The sequence below is a fragment of the Massilia niastensis DSM 21313 genome (assembly GCF_000382345.1).
Taxonomy (GTDB): domain Bacteria; phylum Pseudomonadota; class Gammaproteobacteria; order Burkholderiales; family Burkholderiaceae_D; genus Telluria; species Telluria niastensis.
Map to the genome: position 1 here is coordinate 1 of NZ_KB908137.1, position 23410 is coordinate 23410.

23 protein-coding genes are annotated in these 23410 nt (G+C 66.0%); 17 read left to right on the forward strand and 6 right to left on the reverse strand.

The annotated features are described in order from the left end of the window. The coding region (locus H162_RS35800) for a UxaA family hydrolase (protein ID WP_156885595.1) at positions 1–78 on the reverse strand (78 nt) is incomplete at its 3' end. 37 nt (positions 79–115) lie between these two features. Further along, positions 116–397 carry a UxaA family hydrolase gene (locus H162_RS0124935; RefSeq protein ID WP_020653945.1) on the reverse strand — a complete coding sequence of 94 codons (282 nt, stop codon included), beginning with the start codon at positions 395–397 and terminating at the stop codon, positions 116–118. Positions 398–615: 218 nt separating this feature from the next. Here H162_RS0124935 and pyrC point away from each other — a divergent pair, with 218 nt between their 5' ends. The 6 genes from pyrC (at position 616) to H162_RS0124965 (ending at position 5632) form a co-directional block, all read left to right on the forward strand. After that, positions 616–1674 carry a dihydroorotase gene (gene pyrC, locus H162_RS0124940; protein ID WP_020656215.1) on the forward strand — a complete coding sequence of 353 codons (1059 nt, stop codon included), beginning with the start codon at positions 616–618 and terminating at the stop codon, positions 1672–1674. Between the two features lie 7 nt (positions 1675–1681). After that, positions 1682–2473 (forward strand): DUF3025 domain-containing protein, encoded by a 792-nt coding sequence (locus H162_RS0124945; RefSeq protein ID WP_020656216.1) that lies wholly within the window; start codon positions 1682–1684, stop codon positions 2471–2473. Positions 2474–2485: 12 nt separating this feature from the next. Next, a complete protein-coding gene (locus H162_RS0124950; protein WP_020656217.1) occupies positions 2486–3478 on the forward strand; it encodes a Gfo/Idh/MocA family protein in 993 nt (330 codons plus the stop codon). A 13-nt stretch (positions 3479–3491) separates the two neighbouring features. Next, positions 3492–3860 (forward strand): glyoxalase superfamily protein, encoded by a 369-nt coding sequence (locus H162_RS0124955; RefSeq protein ID WP_020656218.1) that lies wholly within the window; start codon positions 3492–3494, stop codon positions 3858–3860. A gap of 131 nt (positions 3861–3991) precedes the next feature. Then, on the forward strand, positions 3992–4285 hold the full coding sequence (locus H162_RS31890; protein ID WP_020656219.1) for a hypothetical protein: 294 nt from the start codon (positions 3992–3994) through the stop codon (positions 4283–4285). Between the two features lie 552 nt (positions 4286–4837). Further along, entirely contained in the window at positions 4838–5632 is a 795-nt protein-coding gene (locus H162_RS0124965; RefSeq protein ID WP_020656220.1) for an NYN domain-containing protein, read from the forward strand. Positions 5633–5642: 10 nt separating this feature from the next. Here the strand turns inward: H162_RS0124965 and recG are convergent, their stop codons facing one another. Beyond that, positions 5643–7703, reverse strand: coding sequence for an ATP-dependent DNA helicase RecG (gene recG / locus H162_RS0124970; protein WP_020656221.1), 2061 nt, complete (start codon positions 7701–7703; stop codon positions 5643–5645). Positions 7704–7808: 105 nt separating this feature from the next. On the opposite strand from recG, the gene queA reads away from it, so the two are divergent. From queA to secF, 5 genes are all read left to right on the forward strand, one after another. After that, entirely contained in the window at positions 7809–8831 is a 1023-nt protein-coding gene (gene queA, locus H162_RS0124975; RefSeq protein ID WP_020656222.1) for a tRNA preQ1(34) S-adenosylmethionine ribosyltransferase-isomerase QueA, read from the forward strand. A 9-nt stretch (positions 8832–8840) separates the two neighbouring features. Further along, entirely contained in the window at positions 8841–9980 is a 1140-nt protein-coding gene (gene tgt / locus H162_RS0124980; RefSeq protein ID WP_020656223.1) for a tRNA guanosine(34) transglycosylase Tgt, read from the forward strand. A 265-nt stretch (positions 9981–10245) separates the two neighbouring features. After that, a complete protein-coding gene (gene yajC, locus H162_RS0124985) occupies positions 10246–10578 on the forward strand; it encodes a preprotein translocase subunit YajC (RefSeq protein ID WP_040788177.1) in 333 nt (110 codons plus the stop codon). Between the two features lie 53 nt (positions 10579–10631). Next, entirely contained in the window at positions 10632–12518 is a 1887-nt protein-coding gene (secD, locus tag H162_RS0124990; protein ID WP_020656225.1) for a protein translocase subunit SecD, read from the forward strand. Position 12519: 1 nt separating this feature from the next. After that, positions 12520–13542 carry a protein translocase subunit SecF gene (secF, locus tag H162_RS0124995; protein ID WP_020656226.1) on the forward strand — a complete coding sequence of 341 codons (1023 nt, stop codon included), beginning with the start codon at positions 12520–12522 and terminating at the stop codon, positions 13540–13542. Between the two features lie 535 nt (positions 13543–14077). Here secF and H162_RS0125000 read toward each other — a convergent pair. The 3 genes from H162_RS0125000 to H162_RS0125010 all read right to left on the reverse strand — a co-directional run bounded on the left by H162_RS0125000 (position 14078) and on the right by H162_RS0125010 (position 15749). Continuing rightward, a complete protein-coding gene (locus H162_RS0125000; RefSeq protein WP_020656227.1) occupies positions 14078–14911 on the reverse strand; it encodes an HDOD domain-containing protein in 834 nt (277 codons plus the stop codon). 80 nt (positions 14912–14991) lie between these two features. Further along, the gene (locus tag H162_RS0125005; protein WP_020656228.1) at positions 14992–15273 is read right to left on the reverse strand and encodes a hypothetical protein; all 282 of its coding nucleotides are present in this window, start codon (positions 15271–15273) and stop codon (positions 14992–14994) included. Then, a complete protein-coding gene (locus H162_RS0125010) occupies positions 15270–15749 on the reverse strand; it encodes a MarR family winged helix-turn-helix transcriptional regulator (RefSeq protein WP_026355068.1) in 480 nt (159 codons plus the stop codon). Before H162_RS0125010 ends, H162_RS0125005 begins: the two co-directional genes overlap by 4 nt. Before the next feature lie 186 nt (positions 15750–15935). Between H162_RS0125010 and H162_RS0125015 the strand changes: the two genes are divergently transcribed. From H162_RS0125015 to astB, 6 genes are all read left to right on the forward strand, one after another. Then, a complete protein-coding gene (locus H162_RS0125015; RefSeq protein ID WP_020656230.1) occupies positions 15936–16880 on the forward strand; it encodes a GlxA family transcriptional regulator in 945 nt (314 codons plus the stop codon). A gap of 173 nt (positions 16881–17053) precedes the next feature. After that, positions 17054–18295 carry an acetylornithine/succinyldiaminopimelate transaminase gene (locus H162_RS0125020; protein WP_026355070.1) on the forward strand — a complete coding sequence of 414 codons (1242 nt, stop codon included), beginning with the start codon at positions 17054–17056 and terminating at the stop codon, positions 18293–18295. 77 nt (positions 18296–18372) lie between these two features. Further along, complete coding sequence (locus H162_RS0125025; protein WP_026355071.1) at positions 18373–19422, forward strand: arginine N-succinyltransferase; 1050 nt, start codon at positions 18373–18375, stop codon at positions 19420–19422. After that, positions 19413–20447, forward strand: a complete 1035-nt coding sequence (gene astA / locus H162_RS0125030; protein ID WP_020656233.1) for an arginine N-succinyltransferase — start codon at positions 19413–19415, stop codon at positions 20445–20447. The genes H162_RS0125025 and astA overlap by 10 nt, the downstream gene beginning before the upstream one ends. Further along, positions 20440–21909 carry a succinylglutamate-semialdehyde dehydrogenase gene (astD, locus tag H162_RS0125035; RefSeq protein WP_020656234.1) on the forward strand — a complete coding sequence of 490 codons (1470 nt, stop codon included), beginning with the start codon at positions 20440–20442 and terminating at the stop codon, positions 21907–21909. Before astA ends, astD begins: the two co-directional genes overlap by 8 nt. Positions 21910–21911: 2 nt before the next feature. Then, positions 21912–23252, forward strand: a complete 1341-nt coding sequence (gene astB, locus H162_RS0125040; protein WP_020656235.1) for an N-succinylarginine dihydrolase — start codon at positions 21912–21914, stop codon at positions 23250–23252. Positions 23253–23410: the final 158 nt, after the last annotated feature.

Below are 23410 nucleotides of genomic sequence, written 5' to 3' on the forward strand. Positions count from 1 at the left end.
CACGATGACGTGGTTGCGCACGCCGACGCGGCCGTTTTCGCGGCGGTAGCCGAGGAAAGTGGTGTCCTGATTGATCATGGGGTGTCTCCGTTCGGTTCGATGGGTGGACTGCGGCTTACCAGCGCTTGGTCTTGACGTTATGGACATGCAGGTGTTCGCCGGCGGCGATCGGGGCCACCACCTTGCCGATGTCGACGCCGTACTTCATCACCGTGTCGCCCGGCTGCAGCGCATTCAGCGCGATCTTGTGACCGATCGGGATGTCGCTGACGGTGCGCACCTCGACCACGCGGTCCTGCTCCATGACCCAGCCGTTCAGCGTTGCGCCGGATTTCACTCCTTCGACCACGACCGTACCGACCGAGTCGCCATCTTCGTGCACCACAAAATGAATCATGTCTGTCTCCTTGTTCGTCCATCCAGGTTGTTGGAACGTGAATCCATGCTAAACCACCGATTCATACGTGTCAACCACATCATCTATATGAATTAAAAATGCTGTGGCTGTCTTTTTGTTGGGAAACAGCCATGTCGGGGAGGCAAGATCCATGGCAAGCGCGCAGCGCGATGGTCCGCAGAAGGTAAAATGTCGGGGTCCGCAATCCGAGAGCAGCCATGTCTACCATTTCCGCCATCGAAGTTCCGCAATCCATCACCATCACCCGCCCTGACGACTGGCACCTGCACCTGCGCGACGGCGCAGCCATGGCCAGCGTGCTGCCGCACAGCGCGCGCCAGTTCGGCCGTGCGATCGTCATGCCGAACCTGAAGCCGCCGGTCACCACCGCCGCCGCCGCGCTGGCCTACCGCGAGCGCATCCTGGCCGCGCTGCCGGAAGGCATCCAGTTCGAGCCGCTGATGACCCTGTACCTGACCGACAACACCGATCCGGACGAGATCCGCCGCGCCCAGGACACCGGCTTCATCCACGCGGTCAAGCTCTACCCGGCCGGCGCCACCACCAATTCGGATGCCGGCGTGACCGACCTGAAGAAGTGCTACAAGGTCCTGGAAGTCATGCAGGACGTCGGCATGCCGCTGCTGGTGCACGGCGAAGTCACCGACAACGACATCGACCTGTTCGACCGCGAAGCCGTGTTCATCGAGCGCGTGATGCGCCCGCTGCGCCGCGACATGCCGGCGCTGAACGTCGTGTTCGAGCACATCACCACCAAGGACGCGGCCCAGTACGTGGCCGAAGCCGAAGGCCCGATCGCGGCGACCATCACCGCCCACCACCTGCTGTACAACCGCAACGAGATCTTCCGTGGCGGCATCCGCCCGCATTACTACTGCCTGCCGGTGCTCAAGCGCGAGGAACACCGCCTGGCGCTGGTGACGGCGGCGACCAGCGGCGACGAGCGCTTCTTCCTCGGCACCGACTCGGCACCGCACGCCGTGCACACCAAGTACGCGGCCTGCGGCTGCGCCGGCTGCTACACCGCGCTGCACGCGATGGAGATGTACGCCGAAGCCTTCACCCAGGCGGGCGCGCTCGACAAGCTGGAAGCCTTCGCCAGCTTCAACGGCCCGGCCTTCTACGGCCTGCCGCGCAACGAGGGAACCATCACCCTGAAGCGCGAAGCCTGGACCCTGCCGGAGTCGGTGCCGATGGGCGAATACCAGCTGGTGCCGCTCAACGCCGGCGAAACCATCAACTGGAAGATGGTGTAAGCGCTACATGCTGCCGCAGATCGACTGGGCGCGCCCGTGGTACGACTCGGTGCGCCCGGCCTTCGACCGGCTGGCGCTGCAGGGCGAGGGCTTCATCGACGCCTTCAACCGCAATGCGCAGGCGCTCGGCCTGCGCAACCATGCCGGCCTGCCGCTGCGCTTCGTGCCGCAGGCCGCGCTGCCCGAGGGCGCCGCCTACGAGGAATTCATCGGCGCCACCGGCCAGGTGCCCACGCGCGACAACCTGCATGACTTCTTCAACGGGCTGGTATGGCAGACCTTCCCGCTCATCAAGCGCCAGCTCAACGCACTGCAGGCGGCCCAGATCGCGGCGGCCGGCGTCGGCAAGTCGCGCGGTCCCGCGCGCGACGCCGCCACCATCTTCGACGAGAACGCGGCCCTGCTGGTCGTGCGCGCCGATGACGCCGGCCGCGCGCTGGTGGACGCGCTGCGCGGCCACCGCTGGCTGGAGGCGCTGTTCCACAGGCGCGCCATGTTCGGACCGGATGCGCAACTCTGCCTGTTCGGGCATGCGCTGATGGAGAAGCTGGTCGCGCCGCGCAAGGCCATCACCGCGCATACGCGGGTGACGTTCGCCGGCGACGAGTATTTTTCGCTGGACGGGGAGGCCAGGCGCGCCTGGCTGGATGCCGCCGTGGCCGGGGCGCTCGAGCTTGAGGGGCTGAGCACCTCCAGTTTCACGCCGCTGCCCGTGCTCGGCGTGCCGGGCTGGTGGCCGGGGCAGGATGCCGATTTTTATCTGGAGTCGACCGTATTTCGTCCGAAGCGGACGGCATGAGAGGAAGCTTGAATGGCTGAAGCAGTACGCTGGGGAATTCTCGGCACGGGCAAGATCGCCCGCGCCTTTGCCAATGCACTGAAGGAGGTGCCGGATGCGCGGCTTGCCGCGGTGGCCTCGCGCAGCAGCGACAAGGCGCGGGCCTTCGCCGGGGAATTCGGTGCCGGCGCCGCGTATGGCTCCTACGAGGAACTGGCGGCGGCCGACGGGATCGACCTGGTCTACGTGGGCACGCCCCATCCGCAGCACGCCGAGAACGCGCTGCTGGCCCTGCGCGCCGGCAAGGGCGTGCTGTGCGAAAAGCCGTTCACGATGAACCTGCGCGAAGCCGAGCAGGTCGTCACCCTGGCGCGCTCCAGGCGCCTGTTCCTGATGGAAGCGATGTGGACGCGCTACCTGCCGGCCTTCCTGGAGACGAAGCGCATCGTCGAGTCGGGCGAGATCGGCAAGGTGAGCCAGGTGGTGGCCGACTTCGGCTTCACCGCCAGCTTCGGCCCCGAACACCGCGTGTTCAATCCGGAGCTGGGCGGCGGCGCGCTGCTCGACCTCGGCATCTATCCGCTGTCGATCGCGACCGCGCTGCTCGGCCCCGTGCAGGAGATCAAGGCGCAGGCCGCGCTGGGCCCGACCGGCGTCGACGTGCAGACCGGCTTCACGCTCAGGCATGCGGGCGGCGCCATGTCGGTGTGCAGCTGCTCCTTCCTGGCGCGCACGCCCTGCGAGCTGACGGTGTCGGGCGAACGCGGCCACGTGCGCATGAACACGATGTTCCACCGCGCCCGCTCGGTCACCGTCGCGCTCGACGACGGCAGCTCGCGCACCATCGATACGCCTTACCTCGGCAACGGCTACGTGCACGAAGTGATCGAAGCCCAGCGCTGCTGGCGCGCAGGGCTGACCGAGAGCCCGGCGATGAAGCTCGAGGAAACGCTGGCGCTGATGGGCGTCATGGACGAGATCCGGCGCCAGATCGGGCTGGCATACCAGGCCGACCAGCCGCGCTGACAGGGGAGGGCGCATGCACTTTACTGCCGTGACACCCATCCTGCGTATCTTTGATGAACGCAAGGCGCGCGAATTCTACGTGGACTTCCTTGGCTTTACGGTCGACTGGGAGCACCGTTTCGCGCCCGACCTGCCGCTCTACCTGCAGGTCTCGCGCGGCGGCTGCGTGCTGCACCTGAGCGAACACCATGGCGACTGCTGCCCGGGCGCGGCGATGCGCATCGAGGCCGGCGACATCGACGCCTTCCATGCTGAACTCAATGGGAAGCAGTACGGCTACGCCCGTCCGCATATCGATGAGACACCCTGGGGTTCCCGCGACATGTCGATCACCGATCCGTTCGGGAACCGGCTAACTTTCACCAGCGCAATTAGTACCTGAGCGCCTGCGGCAGGCGCCGCGTATGTAAGCGTTTGTAAGTCGCGTCACCAGGCAGGTGCGGCGACTCGTTATCGGAACAGGCGACATGCGAACGGCGTGCGCCATTACCCGACTGCCGAGGAGACTTCGCCATGAAACGCACCATTGCCACCCTGATCGCCGGCGTGTTCGCCAGCGCCGCCCTTGCACAAACGCCGACTCCGGCGCCGGTTCCGGCAACCGCCCCGGATTCGAGCACATCGCCCGCCGTCGCCAAGGCCGCTGCCCAGCACGAAAAGCAGGAAGCCAAGCAACCCAAGGGCAAGCATGGCGCGAAGAAGGATGGCAAGCGCAGCAAGGATGCCAAGGACGACAAAGGCAGCAAGGATCCCAAGGACGGCCGGGAAGTGACCAACCCTGCCGCGACGCCGGTCGCGAGCAGGTAATTCCCGCAACCGGATCGCCTGCGCGGGCGCCCGGCGCCCTCCCGATGCACGCGGATCCCCAGATCGCGGCGTGCGATCTCGAAGCCGTCGATGGTCTCGCGCCTCGCCATCAGGCGCTGCCTGCTCCATTCAGGGTCAGGTCTGTCATTCGGACACCGATCGAGTACCTTTGATCTGCCTCACAACGCTGGTTTGTATTTTCCCCAAAGCGTTTTTGCTCAGCTCACAGTTTGCACCGAAACCCCTGCATTCATGAAAAGAGCTTATTGCTCTTTTCCTGCGATTGCGATGGCATGGAACGGGAAAGAATCTCAGTATATTCAAAGCCGTTCTGAGATTTCGCAAGGGTTGTGCGCCCATGTCCGAATGACAGACCTGACCCTGAACGGACTGGCGTACAAGGCGACCAGGCGGGTTGACAGGGAGGGAGTGTGCACTTGACTGCCGTGGCACGCCTCCCTGAGACCGCGTGAACCAGCATGTGACTAAGCGCGTACTTTCGACCGCGCATTCCTGTTAGAGTTGTTCAATATTGCTCTGCGGGAATTAAGTATGAGTCAGGAAGTGAGGGTGGCTGTTCTGGTCGATTGTGACAACGCTCAGCCTGCAGCCCTTGTGCATGCGATGCGGCTGGCGCGCAAGCTTGGCCGGGTGGTCATCAAGCGCGGATACGGCAACCATGCGGCATTGGCCAGCAAGTGGCAGGAAACCCTTGTTCAGCAAGCCTTTGTGCCGTGTACGCAATTCCAGTACGCTGCCGGGAAAAATACCGCCGACATGGCCCTGGCGCTCGATGCCCTCGAGGCGCTGCTCGACCGGCGCGCCGACTGCTTCTGCGTCGTCACGAGCGATTCCGATTTCGTCTACCTGTGCCGCAAGCTGCAGGAGCGCGGGGCGCTCGTCCATGTCGTGGGTGAGCCCAAGACTCCGATGGCATTGCGCAGCGCATGCGACGTGTTTTCCGAATGGTCCGCCAGTCCCGCCATCCCGGCACGGCCGCATGCGGACCTCGCCACGGACTCGGCGCGACCGGGCGATCCGGAAGCCGCGCCGCTGGCGCCAGTGCCGGGGCCAATCAGGCGACGGCCGAAGTTTGTCGTCGAGGCAGTTCGTGCTCTGATCGGAGACATCCCGGGTGGAATGGTCACGCTGAGCGAGCTGGGGAACCGTCTGCGGCAAACGCATCCCGACTTCTCGCCATCCGCCTGCGGCTACCAGCGCCTGAGCGTCATGGTGGCGTCGTATGATCTGTTGCGCCTGCACCAGCACGACAGCGGCAATTACAGCGTCGGCCTCGCGCAAGGAGACGACGCGGCCGGACCTGACCCGATACGCCGCGCTGCCTAGCCCCGGCGCTCTAGACCTTGAGGAATTCCTCACGCCCGCCCAGCCAGCGCGCCAGGTGGGCATCGACCACGACCATGTTCTCCGGCAGCTCGCCGTCCAGCAGGTACTGCGCCACGTCGCGCGCCCGTTCCACCAGCCACTGGTCGGTTTCCAGGTCGGCGAAGCGCAGCATCGCCTGGCCCGACTGGCGCGCGCCCAGGAATTCGCCGGGGCCGCGGATCTCCAGATCTCGGCGTGCGATCTCGAAGCCGTCGGTGGTCTCGCGCATCGTCATCAGGCGCTGCTTGGCCACCTGGCCCAGCGGGCTCTGATACAGCAGCAGGCAGACGCTGGCCGCCGAACCGCGTCCGACCCGGCCGCGCAGCTGGTGCAGCTGCGACAGGCCGAAGCGCTCGGCGTGCTCGATCACCATCAAGGAGGCGTTCGGCACGTCCACCCCGACCTCGATCACGGTGGTCGCCACCAGCACGTGCACCTCGCCCGCCGTGAACGCATCCATCACCACCTGCTTCTCGGCCGGCTTCATGCGGCCGTGCACCAGCCCGACCTGCAGGTCGGGCAAGGCTTCCGCCAGCGTCTCATAGGTCTCGGTCGCGGTCTGCAGCTGCAGCGCCTCGGATTCCTCGATCAGCGGGCAGACCCAGTACACCTGGCGCCCTTCCTGCGCCGCCGCATGCACCCGCTCGATCACCTCGTCGCGCCGGTTCTGGTCGATGGCGCGCGTGACGATCGGGCTGCGTCCGGGCGGCAGCTCGTCGATCACCGACACCTCGAGGTCGGCGTAGTAGGTCATCGCCAGGGTGCGCGGGATCGGCGTGGCCGACATCATCAGCTGGTGCGGCACCAGGCCGTCGCTGCCCTTGTTGCGCAGGGTGAGGCGCTGGCCGACGCCGAAGCGGTGCTGTTCGTCGACGATCACCAGGCCCAGTTTCGCGAACTGCACCGTGTCCTGGATCAGGGCGTGGGTGCCGATCACCAGCTGCGCCTCGCCCGACTCGATCAGCTCGTTGGCGGCGGTCTTGTCCTTCTTTTTCAGGCTGCCGGTCAGCCACGCCACCCTGACGCCGAGCGGCTCCATCCAGGCGGCGATCTTGCGGAAGTGCTGCTCGGCCAGGATCTCGGTCGGCGCCATCAGGGCCGCCTGGTAGCCGCTGTCGATCGCCTGCGCGGCCGCCAGCGCCGACACCACGGTCTTGCCGCTGCCGACGTCGCCCTGCAGCAGGCGCTGCATCGGATAGCCTTCGCGCAGGTCGGCGCGGATCTCGCGCACCACGCGCTGCTGGGCATTGGTCAGCTTGAACGGCAGTCCCGCGAGAAAAGCCTCGGACAGCGCGCCGACCGCGCGCAGGTGCGGCGCGCCCTTTTCGCGGCGCGCCTGCTGCGCGCGCTTCAGCGACAGCTGCTGGGCCAGCAGCTCGTCGAACTTCATGCGCTCCCAGGCCGGGTGTGAGCGGTCGGTCAGCGCGTATTCGTCGACTTCCTTGGGCGGATAGTGCAGCAGCTTCACCGCGGGAGCGAAGTCCATCAGGCGCATGCGCGCACGGATCGCCTCGGGCACGGTGTCGTGCCAGTCGATCCGCCGCATCGCGTCGGCGATCGCGCGCCGCAGGATGGTCTGGGACAGGCCTTCGCCCGACGGATACACCGGGGTCAGGGAAGAGGGCAGGGGCGCGCCTTCGTTGATGACCTTGTAAGTCGGGTGCACCATCTCGGCGCCGAAGAATCCGTGCTTGAGTTCGCCGCGCGCACGCACCCGCACGCCTTCGGACAGCTGCTTGACCTGGCTGCCGTAGAAATTCATGAAACGCAGCAGCAGCTCGCCCGACTCGTCGGCGATCGTCACCAGCAGCTGGCGGCGCGGCTTGAAGCTGATTTCATTCTTGACCACGACGCCTTCCACCTGCCAGGTCTGGCCGCCGCGCATGCAGGCTTCGCGCACGGTGACGACCTGGGTCTCGTCCTCATAGCGCATCGGCAGGTGCAGCACCAGGTCCATGTCGCTGCGCAGGCCGAGCTTGGCGAGCTTGGTATCGAGGGTTTTGGGAGCGGATGTGGTTTTGGAAGCAGGCATATTGCGGCAAATTGGCGCTTGCTGGCGTAAAATAGAAGGTTCGCCGCACGCGCTGGAGCCTATATTGTAAGGCTGGCAGCGCCCATTTTCCCAGAATTGAGAACAATGTACTCGCTTTCCGATTTCGACTTCGACCTGCCGCCCGAGCGGATCGCGCAGCTGCCGCTGCCGGACCGCAGCGCCTCGCGCCTGCTGCAGCTCGACGGTGACCAGATCACCGACCGCCGCTTCGCCGACATCGTCGACCAGCTCCAGCCGGGCGACCTGCTTGTCATGAACAACACGCGCGTGCTCAAGGCGCGCTTCTTCGGCGTCAAGGAGACCGGCGGCCAGGTGGAGGTGCTGGTCGAGCGCGTGCTCGACAGCCGCACCGTGCTGGCCCAGGTGCGCGCCTCGAAGTCGCCCAAGCCGGGCAACCGCATCCGCCTGGCGGACGCCTTCGACGTCACCACCGGCGAGCGCGCCGGCGAATTCTTCACCCTGCACTTCGAGGGCGACGTGTTCGAGCTGATCGAGGCCCACGGCCGCCTGCCGCTGCCGCCCTACATCGAGCACAGCGCCGATGAATTCGACGAGCAGCGCTACCAGACCGTGTACTCGAAAGAGCCGGGCGCGGTGGCGGCGCCCACCGCCGGGCTGCACTTCGACCAGCCGCTGCTGGACCGCCTGGCGGCCAAGGGCGTGCGCACCGCCTACGTGACCCTGCACGTGGGCGCCGGCACCTTCCAGCCGGTGCGGGTCGAGGACCTGGGCCAGCACAAGATGCACACCGAGTGGTACACGATCCCGCAAGAGACGGTGGACGCCGTGCGCGCGGCCAGGGCGGCTGGACGCGACGTGGTGGCGGTCGGCACGACCTCGCTGCGCGCGCTGGAATCGGCCTCGCAGTCGGGCTTTCTCGAAGCCGGCAGCGGCGACACCTCGCTGTTCATCACGCCCGGCTACACCTTCAAGACGGTGACACGCCTGATCACCAACTTCCACCTGCCGAAGTCGACCCTCCTGATGCTGGTGTCGGCCTTCGCCGGCTACCACGAGATCCGCAAGGCCTACGCGCATGCGATCGCCAGCGAATACCGCTTCTTCAGCTATGGCGACGCCATGCTGCTGACGACCCAATCACGTTAAAGAATTCACATGCTCGAATTTACGCTACTGAAGAAAGACACCAGCGGCCTGTCGCACGCGCGCCGCGGCCGTCTCAAGCTCAACCACGGTACCATCGAAACCCCGATCTTCATGCCGGTCGGGACCTATGGCTCGGTCAAGGCGATGTCGCCGGTCGAACTGAAGGAAGTCGGTTCCCAGATCATCCTCGGCAATACCTTCCACCTGTGGCTGCGCCCGGGCGTGGACGTGATGAACAAGTTCGGCGGCCTGCACCAGTTCATGGGCTGGGACAAGCCGATCCTGACCGACTCGGGCGGCTTCCAGGTGTTTTCGCTGGGCGCGATGCGCAAGATCACGGAAGAGGGCGTCAAGTTCGCCTCGCCGATCGACGGTTCGCGCCAGTTCCTGTCGCCCGAAATATCGATGCAGATCCAGCGCGCGCTGAACTCGGACATCGTGATGCAGTTCGACGAGTGCACCCCGTACGAGATCGACGGCCGTCCGGCCACCGCCGAGGAGGCGGCCAAGTCGATGCGCATGTCGCTGCGCTGGGCGCAGCGTTCGATGAACGAGTTCAAGGGCGGCGAGAACCCGAATGCGCTGTTCGGCATCGTCCAGGGCGGCATGTACGAGCACCTGCGCGACGAGTCGCTGGCGGGGCTGGAAGACATCGACTTCCCGGGCCTGGCGATCGGCGGCCTGTCGGTGGGCGAGCCGAAGGAAGACATGAAGCGCATCCTGGCCCACGTCGGCCCGCGCCTGCCCGAGAACAAGCCGCACTACCTGATGGGCGTGGGCACGCCGGAAGACCTGGTGGAGGGCGTGGCCAACGGCGTCGACATGTTCGACTGCGTGATGCCGACCCGGAACGCGCGCAACGGCTGGCTGTTCACCCGCTTCGGCGACGTGAAGATCAAGAATGCGCGTTACAAGGACGACAAGGCGCCGCTGGACGAGAGCTGCGATTGCTACTGCTGCAAGAACTTCTCGCGCGCCTACCTGCACCACCTGCACCGCTCGAACGAGATCCTGGGCGCAAGGCTGAATACGATCCATAACCTGCACTATTACCTGAAGCTGATGCAGGAGATGCGCGATGCGATCGATGCGGATCGCTTCAACGAATTCCGGGTGCAGTTCAATGCGGATCGTGCCCGCGGCATCTAAGCGGCGCCACCAGCATCACCTGGCTGTAAAACCTCATTGCCGCCACCGGCGGCAATGAGCTGGCAGGCGCGGCCGACCTGACAGCCGTCCGGCGCCATGCGCCCGCGTCCACCCCCGGCGTGTCTTTACGCCAACCTCAATTAATTTTCCACCAACATCTTGCAATTCCAGATTGCAAGCCCACCATACCCCCGAATTGGCTCCCGCCGATCTACGGGTGCTAGAATACACCGCCTATTTTTTTAACTTCACAATCGGAGTTCTTGTGTTCATTTCCAATGCGTACGCGCAAACTGCCCCTGCAGCCGACCCTGGCCTGATGGGTAGCCTGACGACTTTCCTGCCGCTGATCCTGATGTTCGTGGTCATGTACTTCCTCATGATCCGTCCTCAACAGAAGCGCCAGCGCGAGATGAAAGCGATGATGGAGGCATTGACCAAGGGCGACGAAGTGGTGACCGCCGGCGGTATCGTGGGCCGCGTCAGCAAGGTCACCGACGCCTTCGTGACGATCGAAGTGGCAGCCGGTACTGAAATCCTGGTCCAGAAGAACGCAGTGACGACCCTGCTGCCGAAAGGCACCCTGAAAGCCCTGTAAGCCAGCCGTGCGGCCACAAGCCGCACTGCGCTCAACATGAATGCCGGAACACTATGAATCGCTATCCCGTCTGGAAATATTTACTGATCGCCATCGCGCTGCTGTTCGGCGCGCTGTATACGGCGCCTAACTACTTCGGCCAATCGCCGGCGTTACAGGTGACGTCGGGCCGGTCGACAATCAACGTCACCAGCGCCACCACCACCGTGGTCGAGGATGCGCTCAAGCGCGCCGGCATTCCCGCCACCGCCACCAGCCTGGAAGGCACCGGCCACAGCACCTCGGTGCGGGCCCGCTTCGCCAGCACCGACGCCCAGTTCAAGGCCAAGCTCGCCCTCGAGCGCGACCTGAACCGCGACCCGGCCAATCCCGACTACATCGTCACCGTCAACCTGGTGAAGAATACCCCGGCGTGGATGGAAAAGATCGGCGCGAAGCCGATGAACCTGGGCCTGGACCTGCGCGGCGGCGTGCACTTCCTGCTGCAGGTCGATACCCGCGCCGTGCTCGAAAACAAGATCAAGGGCATCCAGGCCAGCGCACGCAGCACCCTGCGCGACCAGAACGTGCGCCACGCCGGCATCGAACGCGTGGGCAACACCGTCGAAGTGCGCTTCCGCGACGCCGAGACCCGCAACGCGGCCCGCAAGGCCCTGTCCAACCAGACCGACCTGGTCTTCGCCGACGGCGCCGACGGCGCCGACCTGAAGTTGCTGGTCAACCTGAAGCCGGACGCGCTCAAGCGCACCGTGGAAGACGGCGTCAAGCAGAACATCGTCACCCTGTCCAAGCGTATCAACGAACTGGGCACCACCGAGCCGATCATCCAGCAGCAGGGCGCGGACCGCATCGTGGTCCAGCTGCCGGGCGTGCAGGACGTGGCGCGCGCCAAGGACATCATCGGCCGCACCGCGACCCTCGAACTGCGCATGGTCGACAACACCGTGACCCCGGGCACCGAACTGTCGGCCGCCATCCCGCTGAACTCGGAACTGTTCACCGAAGGCCGCGGCGCCCCGGTCGTGCTGTCGAAGGACATCATCCTGACCGGCGAATACATCTCGAGCGCCGTCGCCAGCTTCGACCAGAACCAGCAGCCGGCCGTGTCGCTCGACCTGAACGGCGACGGCGGCCGCCGCATGCGCCAGGCGACCCGCGACAACATCGGCAAGCGCATGGCGATCCTGCTCAAGGAAAAGGGCAAGTACAACGTGCTGTCGGCCCCGACCATCCAGAGCGAACTGGGTTCGACCTTCCAGATCACCAACATGGGCACCTCGGAAGACGCCAACGAGCTGGCCCTGCTGCTGCGCTCGGGCGCGCTGTCGGCGCCGATGGAGTTCGTGGAAGAGCGCGTGATCGGCCCGCAGCTGGGCGCCGAGAACATCAGCCGCGGCCTGTACTCCACCATCTGGGGCTTTGCGGCGATCGCGGTTTTCATGATCATCTATTACCACGTGTTTGGTTTCTTCAGCGCAGTGGCGCTGGCGGCCAACGTGCTGTTCCTGCTGGCCTTGCTGTCCATGCTGCAGGCGACCCTGACCCTGCCGGGTATTGCGGCAATCGCGCTCGCACTGGGCGTTGCGATCGACTCGAACGTGCTGATCAACGAACGTATCCGGGAGGAGTTGCGCGCCGGCGCGGCGCCGCAGGCGGCGATCTCGGCGGGCTTCAAGCACGCCTGGGACACCATCCTGGACTCGAACGTCACCACCCTGATCGTCGGCCTGGCGCTGCTGATCTTCGGTTCCGGCCCGGTGCGCGGCTTCGCCGTGGTGCACTGCCTGGGCATCATGACCTCGATGTTCTCGGCGGTGTTCGTCGCCCGTGGCCTGGCCAACCTGTGGTATGGCCGCAAGAAGAAACTGACCAAGATCTCGATCGGTACGGTCTGGCAGCCTGGCCTCTCGCCTAACAAAGAACCAAGCACTCGGAACTAAGATGGAATTTTTCAAGATCAAACGGGACATCCCGTTCATGCGCCACGCCTTGATCCTCAACGTGATCTCGGCGCTGACCTTCGTGGCGGCCGTGTTCTTCCTGGTCACCAAGGGGCTGCACTTCTCGGTGGAATTCACCGGCGGCACCGTGATGGAGCTGCGCTATCCGCAGGCGGCGGACCAGGAAAAGATCCGCGGCACCCTGCGCAGCATCGGCTACGAGGCGCCTGAAGTGGCCAGCTTCGGCACCGCGCAGGACATCCTGCTGCGCCTGCCGATCACCAAGGGCGTACCGTCGGCCGGCACCTCGGTCACCGTGTTCAATGCCGTGTGCACGTCCGAGCAGGGCACGCCGAAGCAGACCCAGGTCACCACCGCCAAGGGCGAGCAGGTCAACCGCACCAGCTGCGTGGCGGCGGACGGCAAGGAACTGGTCAGCCTGCAGCGCGTGGAATTCGTCGGCCCGCAGGTCGGCGACGAGCTGGCGGAAAGCGGCCTGCACGCGCTGCTGATGGTGGTGATCGGCGTGGTCATCTACCTGGCGATCCGCTTCGAGTGGAAATTCGCCGTGTCGGCGATCATCGCCAACCTGCACGACGTGGTCATCATCCTGGGCTTCTTCGCGTTCTTCCAGTGGGAATTCTCGCTGACCGTGCTGGCCGCGATCCTGGCGGTGCTGGGCTACTCGGTCAACGAATCGGTCGTGATCTTCGACCGTATCCGCGAGATGTTCCGCAAGCAACGCAAGATGACGGTGCCGGAAGTCATCGACAACGCGATCACCAGCACCATCTCGCGTACCATCATCACCCACGGTTCGACCCAGATGATGGTGCTGTCGATGCTGTTCTTCGGCGGCCATGCCCTGCATTACTTCGCGATCGCGCTGACCATCGGCATCTGCTTCGGCATCTACTCGTCGGTGTTCGTGGCGGCGGCCGTGGCGATGTGGCTGGGCGTCAAGCGTGAAGACCTGATCAAGCCGGTCAAGGAAAAGGACGAGACCGACGGCGCCGTCGTCTGATCCGCGTTCCCATCATGAAATGCCGCCCCGGTTCCGCCGCGGCGGCATTTTTCTTATCCAAATCAAGGCGCGAAGATATTCTGCTCATCAGCGTGCGTTATCGCACAGAGGGCAACCGGACGAGGTCCTATAGTGGAACCGTCTCTTTCAGGACATCCCTAGTTTTGGATTTTGCCCGCTCCTCGAGCGGGCATTTTTTTTTCCGGCTCAAGAAAACTGTCCCGCAGTGTGAAACAACGCACGGAATGCGGACGGAAGGCCGCCTATAGTGAAACTGTCTCTTTCAGGACATCCCTAGTTTTGGACTTCACCCGCTCCACCCCTTGGAGCGGGTTTTTTTTTGCCCTGCGAATCTGCCACACAGGGCTCTGCCAAAAGTCCAAATATGTTCGGTAATGTGAATTGGCGCACGGAGTGTCCCACGCCGGTCGCTTATAGTGGAACTGTCTCTTTCAGGACATCCCTAGTTTTGGACTTTGCCCGCTCCCACGAGCGGGCATTTTTTTTGCGGGCGCCTGCGCAGGGAACCGGCAGCCTACGACAGGGCCGAAGTGAGGCTGTGCACTTCCATCGCGGATTCCTCGAGGATCTGGGCCAGGGTGCCGGCGCCGGTGATGAAGTCGATGGTGGCCGCGCTCTCGCGCGTGGTGGCGCCCGGGCGTTCGTGCAGGGGCGAGGGAACGGAAGCCAGGTCGTTCGCCAGCAGCAGCGTGTCGCCCAGGGTTTCCGGGGGCAGGGCGCGCAGGCCGTTCCACAGCGCCTCGATGGCGCCCATCACCGCCACCGGCACGCCGAGCTTGAGCAGCACGCCGCGGCCGATCGCGACCTCGCCATGCTCGATCCACTCCTCGGCGCCGCCATCGAGCAGGCCCGGGAATTCGCCGGCCCGCGACAGCAGGTAGAAGCCGCCGACTTCATGGACGATGCCGGCGAACATGGCGGTTTCGGGATCGACGAAGGAGACGCGGCGCGCGATCACCTGGGCCAGCGCCGCCACGTGGGCGGAGTGCGCCCACAACTGGTCGGCCCGGGCGCGCAGGGCGGGGTCGCTGATCTCGCTGGCCAGCTGGCGCACGATGACGGACGCGGCCAGCGCGCCCAGGGTGCGGAAGCCCACGCGCTGCACGGCCGCGCGCACGTTGGTGACGTCGTTTCCGGAACGGTTGTAGGCGACCGAGTTGGCGATCGCCACGGTGCGCGCCGCCAGCAGCGGCTCGGCCTGCACCAGGCGGGCGGCCGCGTCGATGTGGCAGTCGGGTTCGCCCAGCGCGCGCTGCAGCTTGAGCGTCGCGTTGACGCTGGTCGGGAAGGTGAGCTCGCCGCGGGCGGCCTCGGCGGCAATGCTTTTGAGTGCGGAGAGTCTGTCCATCAAAAAATTATACCTCCAACACGCAGGCGCGCCGCCGCAATAATTCCCTACAGCATTATTTTATGGCCGCCGGGTGAAGCTCAGGGCTCGCTGAAAATCGCGTCGCAGCCGTCCTTGGGTTCCTCGGTATCCTGGAGTTCGTCGACCAGGCCGAGGTCGAACAATTCTTCGACGGCGTTCATGAAGCTGTTCAGCTTGGTGGCGCCGATGAGGCGATAGATTTCGCCGGCTTCATTGCGCACGCCGATCTGCATTTTCTCCTGCTTGACTTCGTCGAGCGGGGCGACGTCGAGCAGCAGGTTACCGATGATGTGCTTGTCGAAATGGGCTGGCTTCTTGCCTTCGATCAGGGAGGTTTTCAAGGCGATTCCTTTAGGTATGGAGGTAAGGGGGGAATGCCATCTGCATGGCCGGCGCCGGCGATGCGCTCGCGCAGCGTGGACAGCACGGCGTCCAGCGCGTCGAACTCGGCTTCGCTATACGAAGCGAACAACTGTTTTCCGTGTGCGATCACCTTGGGGAACACGTCGCAGAAGAGCTGGTCGCCGGTGGGCGTGAGGCGGACGAAGAAGGATCGCTTGTCGTCGCTGCTGCGCTCGCGCATGACCAGTCCTTTCTGTTCCAGACGTTCGATGACGCCGGTCAGCGTCCCCTTGGTGATCAGGGTGCGCTCGCCCAGCTCCTTGTAGCTCATGCCGCTCGTGTTGCCCAGTGTGGCAATGATATCGAACTGCGCGTGCGTCAGCCCGTGCCTGCGTACCGATTCGCTGGACCAGCGTTCAAAACCCTGCATGCATTCGGCGAGCAGCCGCACGCTCTTTAAGTATCGTTCCCCCATGGGGGAGAATTATAGCTGCCCGACCATGCTTTGATGTTTCCATTGTCTTGCTGCCGGACGCCCCGGGACCGCTCTTGGAGCCTACTGGAATAGGTTCTATTGTTCTCCGGTATGATAGTCGACTACGCAGTTACCGCGGGCCGCACCCGGCCCGGATTGAAGTCATGACACCGCCGATCCGCCGCAATGCAGCAGCCCGCTGACCTGTCCCGCCTGGCGCAGGAGCGTCCGCTGCGCGTGCTCCTGGTGAACGCCGGCGAGCCGGATGCGCTGACCTGGTCCGGCCTGTACCAGCCGCTGCGCCTGGCCGCCAAGCTGCTCGGCCCGGAGCGCCTGCACGTGGACGTGCGCAGTCCCGACAAGTTCGTGGGCGACGCCCAGCGCCACTGGCACCTGGTGCTGGTGGTGGCGGACGAATCCGAAGCCGCGCTCAAGCCCGCCAACTGCCGCGCGCTGGTCGAGCGCTGCCGCGCCGCGCCGTTCTGGGGCGGGGTCGGGGCCGGGGTGCTGTGGCTGGCCGACGCCGGCGCCCTGCAAGGGGTGCGCACGGCGCTGCCCTGGGCCCTGTATCCCGACGTGAACGCCCTCGCCGAGCAGGCCCTGTTCACGCCCAACCTGTACGAATTCGACGCCAACCGCCTGACCTGCTGCGGCGGCGCGGCCAGCATCGATTTCGCCCTGACCCTGGTGGACATGGTGTTCGGCGCCACGGTGCAGGCCGAGGTCAAGGAAATCCTGTGCGTGGACCGGGTGCGCGGCCAGGACGAACGCCAGCGGGTGGCGCTGCAGGCGCGCTTCGGGGCGCTGCAGCCCAAGCTGACCGAGGCGGTGGCGCTGATGGAAGCGAACATCGAGGAACCACTCTCGACCGACGAGATCGCCCAGCTTTCCGGGATTTCGCGGCGCCAGCTGGAGCGGCTGTTCAAGCAGTACCTGGGCAGCTTGCCGTCGCGCTACTACCTGGAGCTGCGCCTGCGCCGGGCAAGGCAACTGTTGCTAGATACCAATCACTCGATCGTGCAGGTGGGGCTGATGTGCGGGTTTTCGTCGGGCTCGCATTTTTCGACGGCGTTCGGGGCCTTGTTCGGGAATACGCCGCGGGAAGAGCGGCAGCGCAAGTTGGCACAGTGACAAGCCGGTCCGTTCGCGCTCTTCATTGCAACACAGTGTTTCCACTCGTCTAAAAATGAAAATGCCTGTCGCACTTTCAAAAGAACTTGTCAGGCTGCGTTTCTATAATGGCTCGATCCTGCGCGGACTTCTACCCGCGTACAACCCTTACTTGATTCGATGAGGAAGAAGCCATGAACGCAAAGCTTGATTCGGGTGTCACCACGCGCTCTGTCACTCGACAGACCTTCGACGAAGTCCTCGTCCCTACCTACGCCCCGGCCGCCATGGTGCCGGTGCGCGCCTCGGGCCTGGATGTGTGGGACCAGGAAGGCAAGCACTATCTGGACTTCACCTCCGGCATCGCCGTCACCAGCCTGGGCCACGCCAACCCGGAACTGGCCGATGCCCTGACCAAGCAGCTGAACACCCTCTGGCACCTCGGCAACGGCTACACCAACGAGCCGGTGCTGCGCCTGGCCAGCGCCCTGACCGAAGCCACCTTCGCCGAGCGCGCCTTCTTCTGCAACTCGGGCGCCGAAGCCAACGAAGCCGCCCTCAAGCTGGCGCGCAAGTATGCGCACACCAAGTTCGGCCCGCACAAGTCGCGCATCGTGTCCTGCCTGTCGTCGTTCCACGGCCGCACCCTGTTCACCGTCTCGGTCGGCGGCCAGCCGAAGTACACCGAAGGCTTCGAGCCGCTGCCGCAGGAACTGAACCACATCCCGTACAACGACATCGAGGCCGCGCGCGCCGCCATCACCGATGACGTGGCCGCCGTGATCGTCGAGCCGATCCAGGGCGAGGGCGGCGTCATCCCCGGCAACCCGGACTACCTGCAGGCGCTGCGCGACCTGTGCGACCAGACCGGCGCGCTGCTGGTGTTCGACGAAGTCCAGTCGGGCATGGGCCGCGTCGGCTCGCTGTTCGCCTACACCCAGATGGGCGTGACCCCGGACATCCTGACCTCCGCCAAGGCGCTCGGCAACGGCTACCCGATCGGCGCCATGCTGACCACCAGCGAGATCGCCAAGTACCTGGCCGTCGGCACCCACGGCACCACCTACGGCGGCAACCCGCTGGCCTCGACCGTCGGCCTGAAGGTCGTCGAGATGATGAGCCGCCCGGGCTTCATGGAGCGTGTCAAGGAAGCCGGCGCCAAGATCATGGCCAACCTCGAGAAGCTCTCCAGCGACTATCCGCAGGTGTTCGGCAAGCCGCGCGGCATGGGTCTCCTGATCGGCCTGCCGATGGCCGCGGAATACCAGGGCCGTTCGAAGGACTACACCAAGATCGCCGAGAACCTCGGCCTGATGCTGCTGATCGCCGGCCCCGACGTGGTGCGGCTGGCGCCGGCCCTGGTGGTGTCGGACGAGCAGATCGCGGAAGCGGATCGCCTGATGCGCGAAGCCGTCGAGGCATTCATCGCGGCCTGACGCGCCCTTTCCCGGCCGGCCCGCCCGCAAGGGTGCGGCCGGCCGTCGCACGCACTGAGGTCTTTGAGGGAGTTCACATGTATGTTGTCCGTCCGGTAGAAGTCGCGGATATCGGCGCCCTCGAGGCGATGGCCGCAGTCTCGACACCCGGAGTGCATACGCTGCCGCGCACGCGTGAAGGCATCCACGCGTTCGTCGAGCGTTCCATCGCCTCGTTTGCCGCCCATGTCGACATTCCGAGCGAGGAGTCCTACCTGTTCGTGCTGGAAGACCTGCGCACCCGCGAGGTCGTCGGCACCGCCGCCATCCACGCGTCGGCCGGCTCGAACGGCACGTATTTCGCGTTCCGCAACGACGTCATCCAGCAGGTCTCGCGCGACCTGAACATCAGCCACAGCGTGCACGCGCTGACCCTGTGCTCGGAGCTGACCGCCTATTCCCAGCTGTCCGGCTTCTACCTGCGCAACCGCGACCGCGCCGGCCTCGAAGCGGCCCTGCTGTCGCGCGCACGCCTGCTGTACGCGGTGCTGGCGCCGCACCGCTTCGGCGACCGCTTCTTCGTCCCCCTGGCCGGCCAGACCGATGGCGCAGGCCAGTCGGCGTTCTGGAACGCCCTGGGACGCAAGTTCTTCAAGATGGACTTCCTGGACGCCGAGCGCGTCATCGGCGGGGCGCGCAACCGCACCCTGATCGTCGAGCTGATGCCGCATTACCCGGTCTATGTGCCGCTGCTGCCGGGCGACGCCCAGGCCGCGATGGGCCAGATCCACCCGAGCGGCCAGCTCGCCTTCAACCTGCTGACCCAGGAAGGCTTCGAGGCCGACGAATACATCGACATCTTCGACGGCGGCCCGATCCTGCAGGCGCACAAGCATTCGCTGCGCTCGTTCTCCGGCTCGCAGCTGCGCCGCGTCGAGACCGCGGGTCCGGCCGGCGCGCCGGAGGCGCTGGTCAACTACGCCGTCGCCAGCACCGAGCAGCGCTTCCGCGCCGTCACCGTGGCCTGCCCGCCGGTCGAGACCAGTCAGGTCATCTGCCTGCCGCGCGAAGCCCAGCAGGCGCTGGACGTGGCGCCCGGCGACAACGTCATCTGCGTCCGACTCCAGGAGAACCATTCATGCTTGTGATTCGTGCAGTCAAGACCACCGACCTGGACGCCCTGATCGACATGGCGCGCCAGGCCGGCAGCGGCATGACCACCCTCAAGCCGGACCGCGACATGCTGGGCCAGCGCGTGGCGACCGCCGAGGCCTCGTTCACCCAGGCCATCCCGCCCGAGCAGCGCGACTACATGTTCGTGCTCGAGAACACCGACAGCGGCAGCATCGCCGGCGTGTGCGCGATCAAGGGCGCGGTCGGCCTGACCGAGCCGTTCTACAACTACCGCATCGGCACCCTGGTGCACTGCAGCCGCGAGCTGAACGTGTTCACGCGGATGGAGACCCTGTACCTGTCGAACGACCTGACCGGCTCCACCGAACTGTGCTCGCTGTTCCTGCTGCCGCAGTACCGCGCCGGCTTCAACGGCAAGTGGCTGTCCAAGAGCCGCTTCCTGTTCATCGCCCAGTTCCAGCACATGTTCACCGAGAAGATCATCGCCGAGATGCGCGGCTACCAGGCGGAGGACGGCACCTCGCCGTTCTACGAGGGCCTGGGCCGCCACTTCTTCAAGATGGATTTCAACCATGTCGACGGCCTGACCGCGCTCGGCAAGAAATCCTTCATCGCCGAACTGATGCCGCGCCAGCCGCTGTACGTCGACTACCTGCCCGAATCGGCGCGCGCCGTCATCGGCCAGGTGCACACCTCGACCCAGCCGGCGCGCAAGCTGCTGGAGCAGGAAGGCATGCACTACGAAGGCTACGTCGACATCTTCGACGCCGGCCCGGTGCTGCAGGGCCGCGCGTCCGAGCTGCGCGCGGTGCGCGACAGCATGCTGGCGGTCGCCGACGAGGGCGCGCCCGGCGGCGAGACCGAACACATGCTGGTGTCGAACACCAGGCTGGAAGACTTCAGGATGATCCTCACCCAGGCCGTGCCCGGCGCCAGCCGCGTGCCGCTCAGCGCACAGGAGCTGTCGCAGCTGCACTGCCAGGTGGGCGACGAAGTGCGCATCCTGACACTCAACTCAAGGAAGAACGTCAATGGCTAAGCTCTCGAATTACATCAACGGCGAATGGCTCGCCGGCAGTGGCGCCGAACTGGTCACCATCGACCCCTCGACCGGCCGCCAGACCTGGGCCAGCAACCAGTCCACCGCGGAGGACGTGCAGCGCGCGGCGGAATCCGCGCGCGACAGTTTCGAAGAGTGGGCGCTCACGCCGCTGCAAGAGCGCATTGCCGTCTGCACGCGCTTCCGCGACCTGCTCAAGGAGCACAACGAGGAACTGGCCGCCATCATCGCCGAGGAAGTCGGCAAGCCGCTGTGGGAAGCGCGCACCGAAGTGGCGACCATGGCCAACAAGATCGACATCTCGGTCCAGTCGTATGGCGCGCGCACCGGCGAAAGCGCCGCCAGGATCGCGGACGGCAATGCCGTGCTGCGCCACCGCCCGCACGGCGTGTTCGCCGTGTACGGCCCGTACAACTTCCCCGGCCACCTGCCGAACGGCCACATCGTGCCGGCCCTGATCGCCGGCAACGCCGTGGTGTTCAAGCCGAGCGAATACGCGCCGCGCACCGCGGTCAAGACCGTGCAGCTGTGGGAGCAGGCGGGCCTGCCGGGCGGTGTGCTGAACCTGGTCAACGGCGGCCGCGACACCGGCGTGGCGCTGGGCCGGAACCAGCTGATCGACGGCGTGCTGTTCACCGGCAGCAGCCAGACCGGCGCGGCCCTGCACAGGCAGTTCGGCGGCCAGCCGGGCAAGATGCTGGCGCTGGAAATGGGCGGCAACAACCCGCTCGTGGTCTGGGACGTAAAGGACGTCAACGCCGCCGTGCACCACGCCGTGATGTCGGCCTTCATCTCGGCCGGCCAGCGCTGCACCTGCGCGCGCCGCCTGGTGATCCAGGACACGCCCGAGGGCCAGGCCTTCCTCGACCGCCTGGTCGAGGTGGCGTCCAGGCTGACGGTCGGCCCGTCGAACGCCGAGCCGCAGCCCTTCATGGGACCGGTGGTGTCCGCCGCCGTGGCCGCGCGCCTGGTGCAGGCCCAGGCCGAGATGGCCGCCAGGGGCGGCAAGGTGCTGCTGCAGATGAAGCAGCCGGATCCGAACGCGGGATTCGTCACCGCCGGCATCGTCGACACCACCGACGCCCAGGGCATCCCCGACGAAGAGTGGTTCGGCCCGCTGCTCCAGGTGATCCGCGTGAAGGATTTCGACGCCGCCATGCGCGTGGCCAACGCCACCGAATTCGGCCTGGCCGCGGCGCTGCTGTCGCCGTCGGCGGAACAGTGGAAGCGCTTCGCCGTGAAGGTGCGCGCCGGCATCGTCAACTGGAACCGCCCGACCACCGGCGCGGCCAGCTCGGCGCCGTTCGGCGGCGTGGGCAAGTCGGGCAACCATCGCCCGAGCGCCTACTACGCGGCGGACTACTGCGCCTACCCGGTCGCCTCGATCGAGACCGCCGAACTCGAACTGCCGGCCAAGCTGTCGCCGGGACTGGTGCTGTAATCATGCGCAGCGCCCGCGAATTCAACTTCGATGGCCTGGTCGGCCCGTCGCACAACTACGCCGGCCTCTCGTTCGGCAACGTCGCCTCCTTCAACAACGTGAGGAGCGCCTCGAACCCGCGCCAGGCCGCCCTGCAGGGCCTGGCCAAGATGCGCGAACTGGCCGCGCGCGGCTTCGCCCAGGCGGTGATGCCGCCGCAGGGCAGGCCGAACTTCCGGCTGCTGCGCCGCCTGGGCTTCTCGGGTACCGACGCCGACGTGCTGGCGCGCGCCTGGCGCGAAGCGCCGGTGATCCTGGCCTGCGCCTGGTCGGCGGCGCCGATGTGGACCGCCAACGCGGCCACCGTCAGCCCGTCGGCCGATTCGCTCGACGGCCGCGTGCACTTCACCGCCGCCAACCTGAACAACAAGCTGCACCGCTCGGAAGAGCACGCGCAGGCCACGCGCACCCTGCGCGCGATCTTCGCCGACAGCGGCCGTTTCATGGTGCACGATCCGCTGCCGTCGGTCCCGGCCTTCGGCGACGAGGGCGCGGCCAACCACACCCGCTTCGCCAGCAGCCATGGCGCCGCCGGCGTCGAGTTCTTCGTCTACGGCCGTGTCGAGTTCGACCCGTCGGCCCCCGCGCCGAAGAAGTACCCGGCGCGCCAGACGCTCGAAGCCTCGCAGGCGGTGGCCAGGCTGCACGGGCTGGACCCGGCGCGCACCGTGTTCGCGTCGCAGAATCCGGACGTGGTCGACCAGGGCGTGTTCCACAACGACGTGATCGCGGTCGGCAACGGCAATGTGCTGTTCTACCACGAGCAGGCCTTCGCCAACGAAGCCGGCACCCTGGACGCGCTGCGCCGCGCGCTTGGCGCCGCCGACGCCGACCTGGCGCCGGTGCGGGTGGCGTCCAGCCAGGTGCCGGTCGGCGACGCCGTGGCCAGCTACCTGTTCAACAGCCAGCTGCTCACCAAGCCGGACGGCAAGATGGCCCTGGTGGTGCCGCACGAATGCCGCGAGAACGCGGCCGTGTCGGCCTACCTCACGACGCTGACCGCCGGCGGCGGCCCGATCAACGAACTGATCGAGTTCGACCTGCGCCAGAGCATGCGCAACGGCGGCGGGCCGGCCTGCCTGCGCCTGCGCGTGGTGCTGACCGCCGAGGAAGCGGCAGCCATGCACCAGGGCGTGATCATGACCGAAACCCTGTATGCACAGCTGGTGGCCTGGGTCGAGAAACGCTACCGCGACCGGATCGAGCCGAAGGACCTGGCCGACCCCCAGCTGGCGATCGAATGCGCCGCGGCGCTCGAGGAGCTGACCCGCATCCTCGGCCTGCCGGGGCTGTACGACTTGTGACAGAAGCTGCTGCGGACAGGGTGACCCGGCCCGCGCGGCATGTTCTAATAGCGACCGGCGCCGCCATGGAGACCAGGCGGCGCCGACGGAATTCGGACGGGACACCCCCGTCCCCATAACAGCAGGGCGGCGCCAGGGCCACAAGCCGGAGCGCGCAC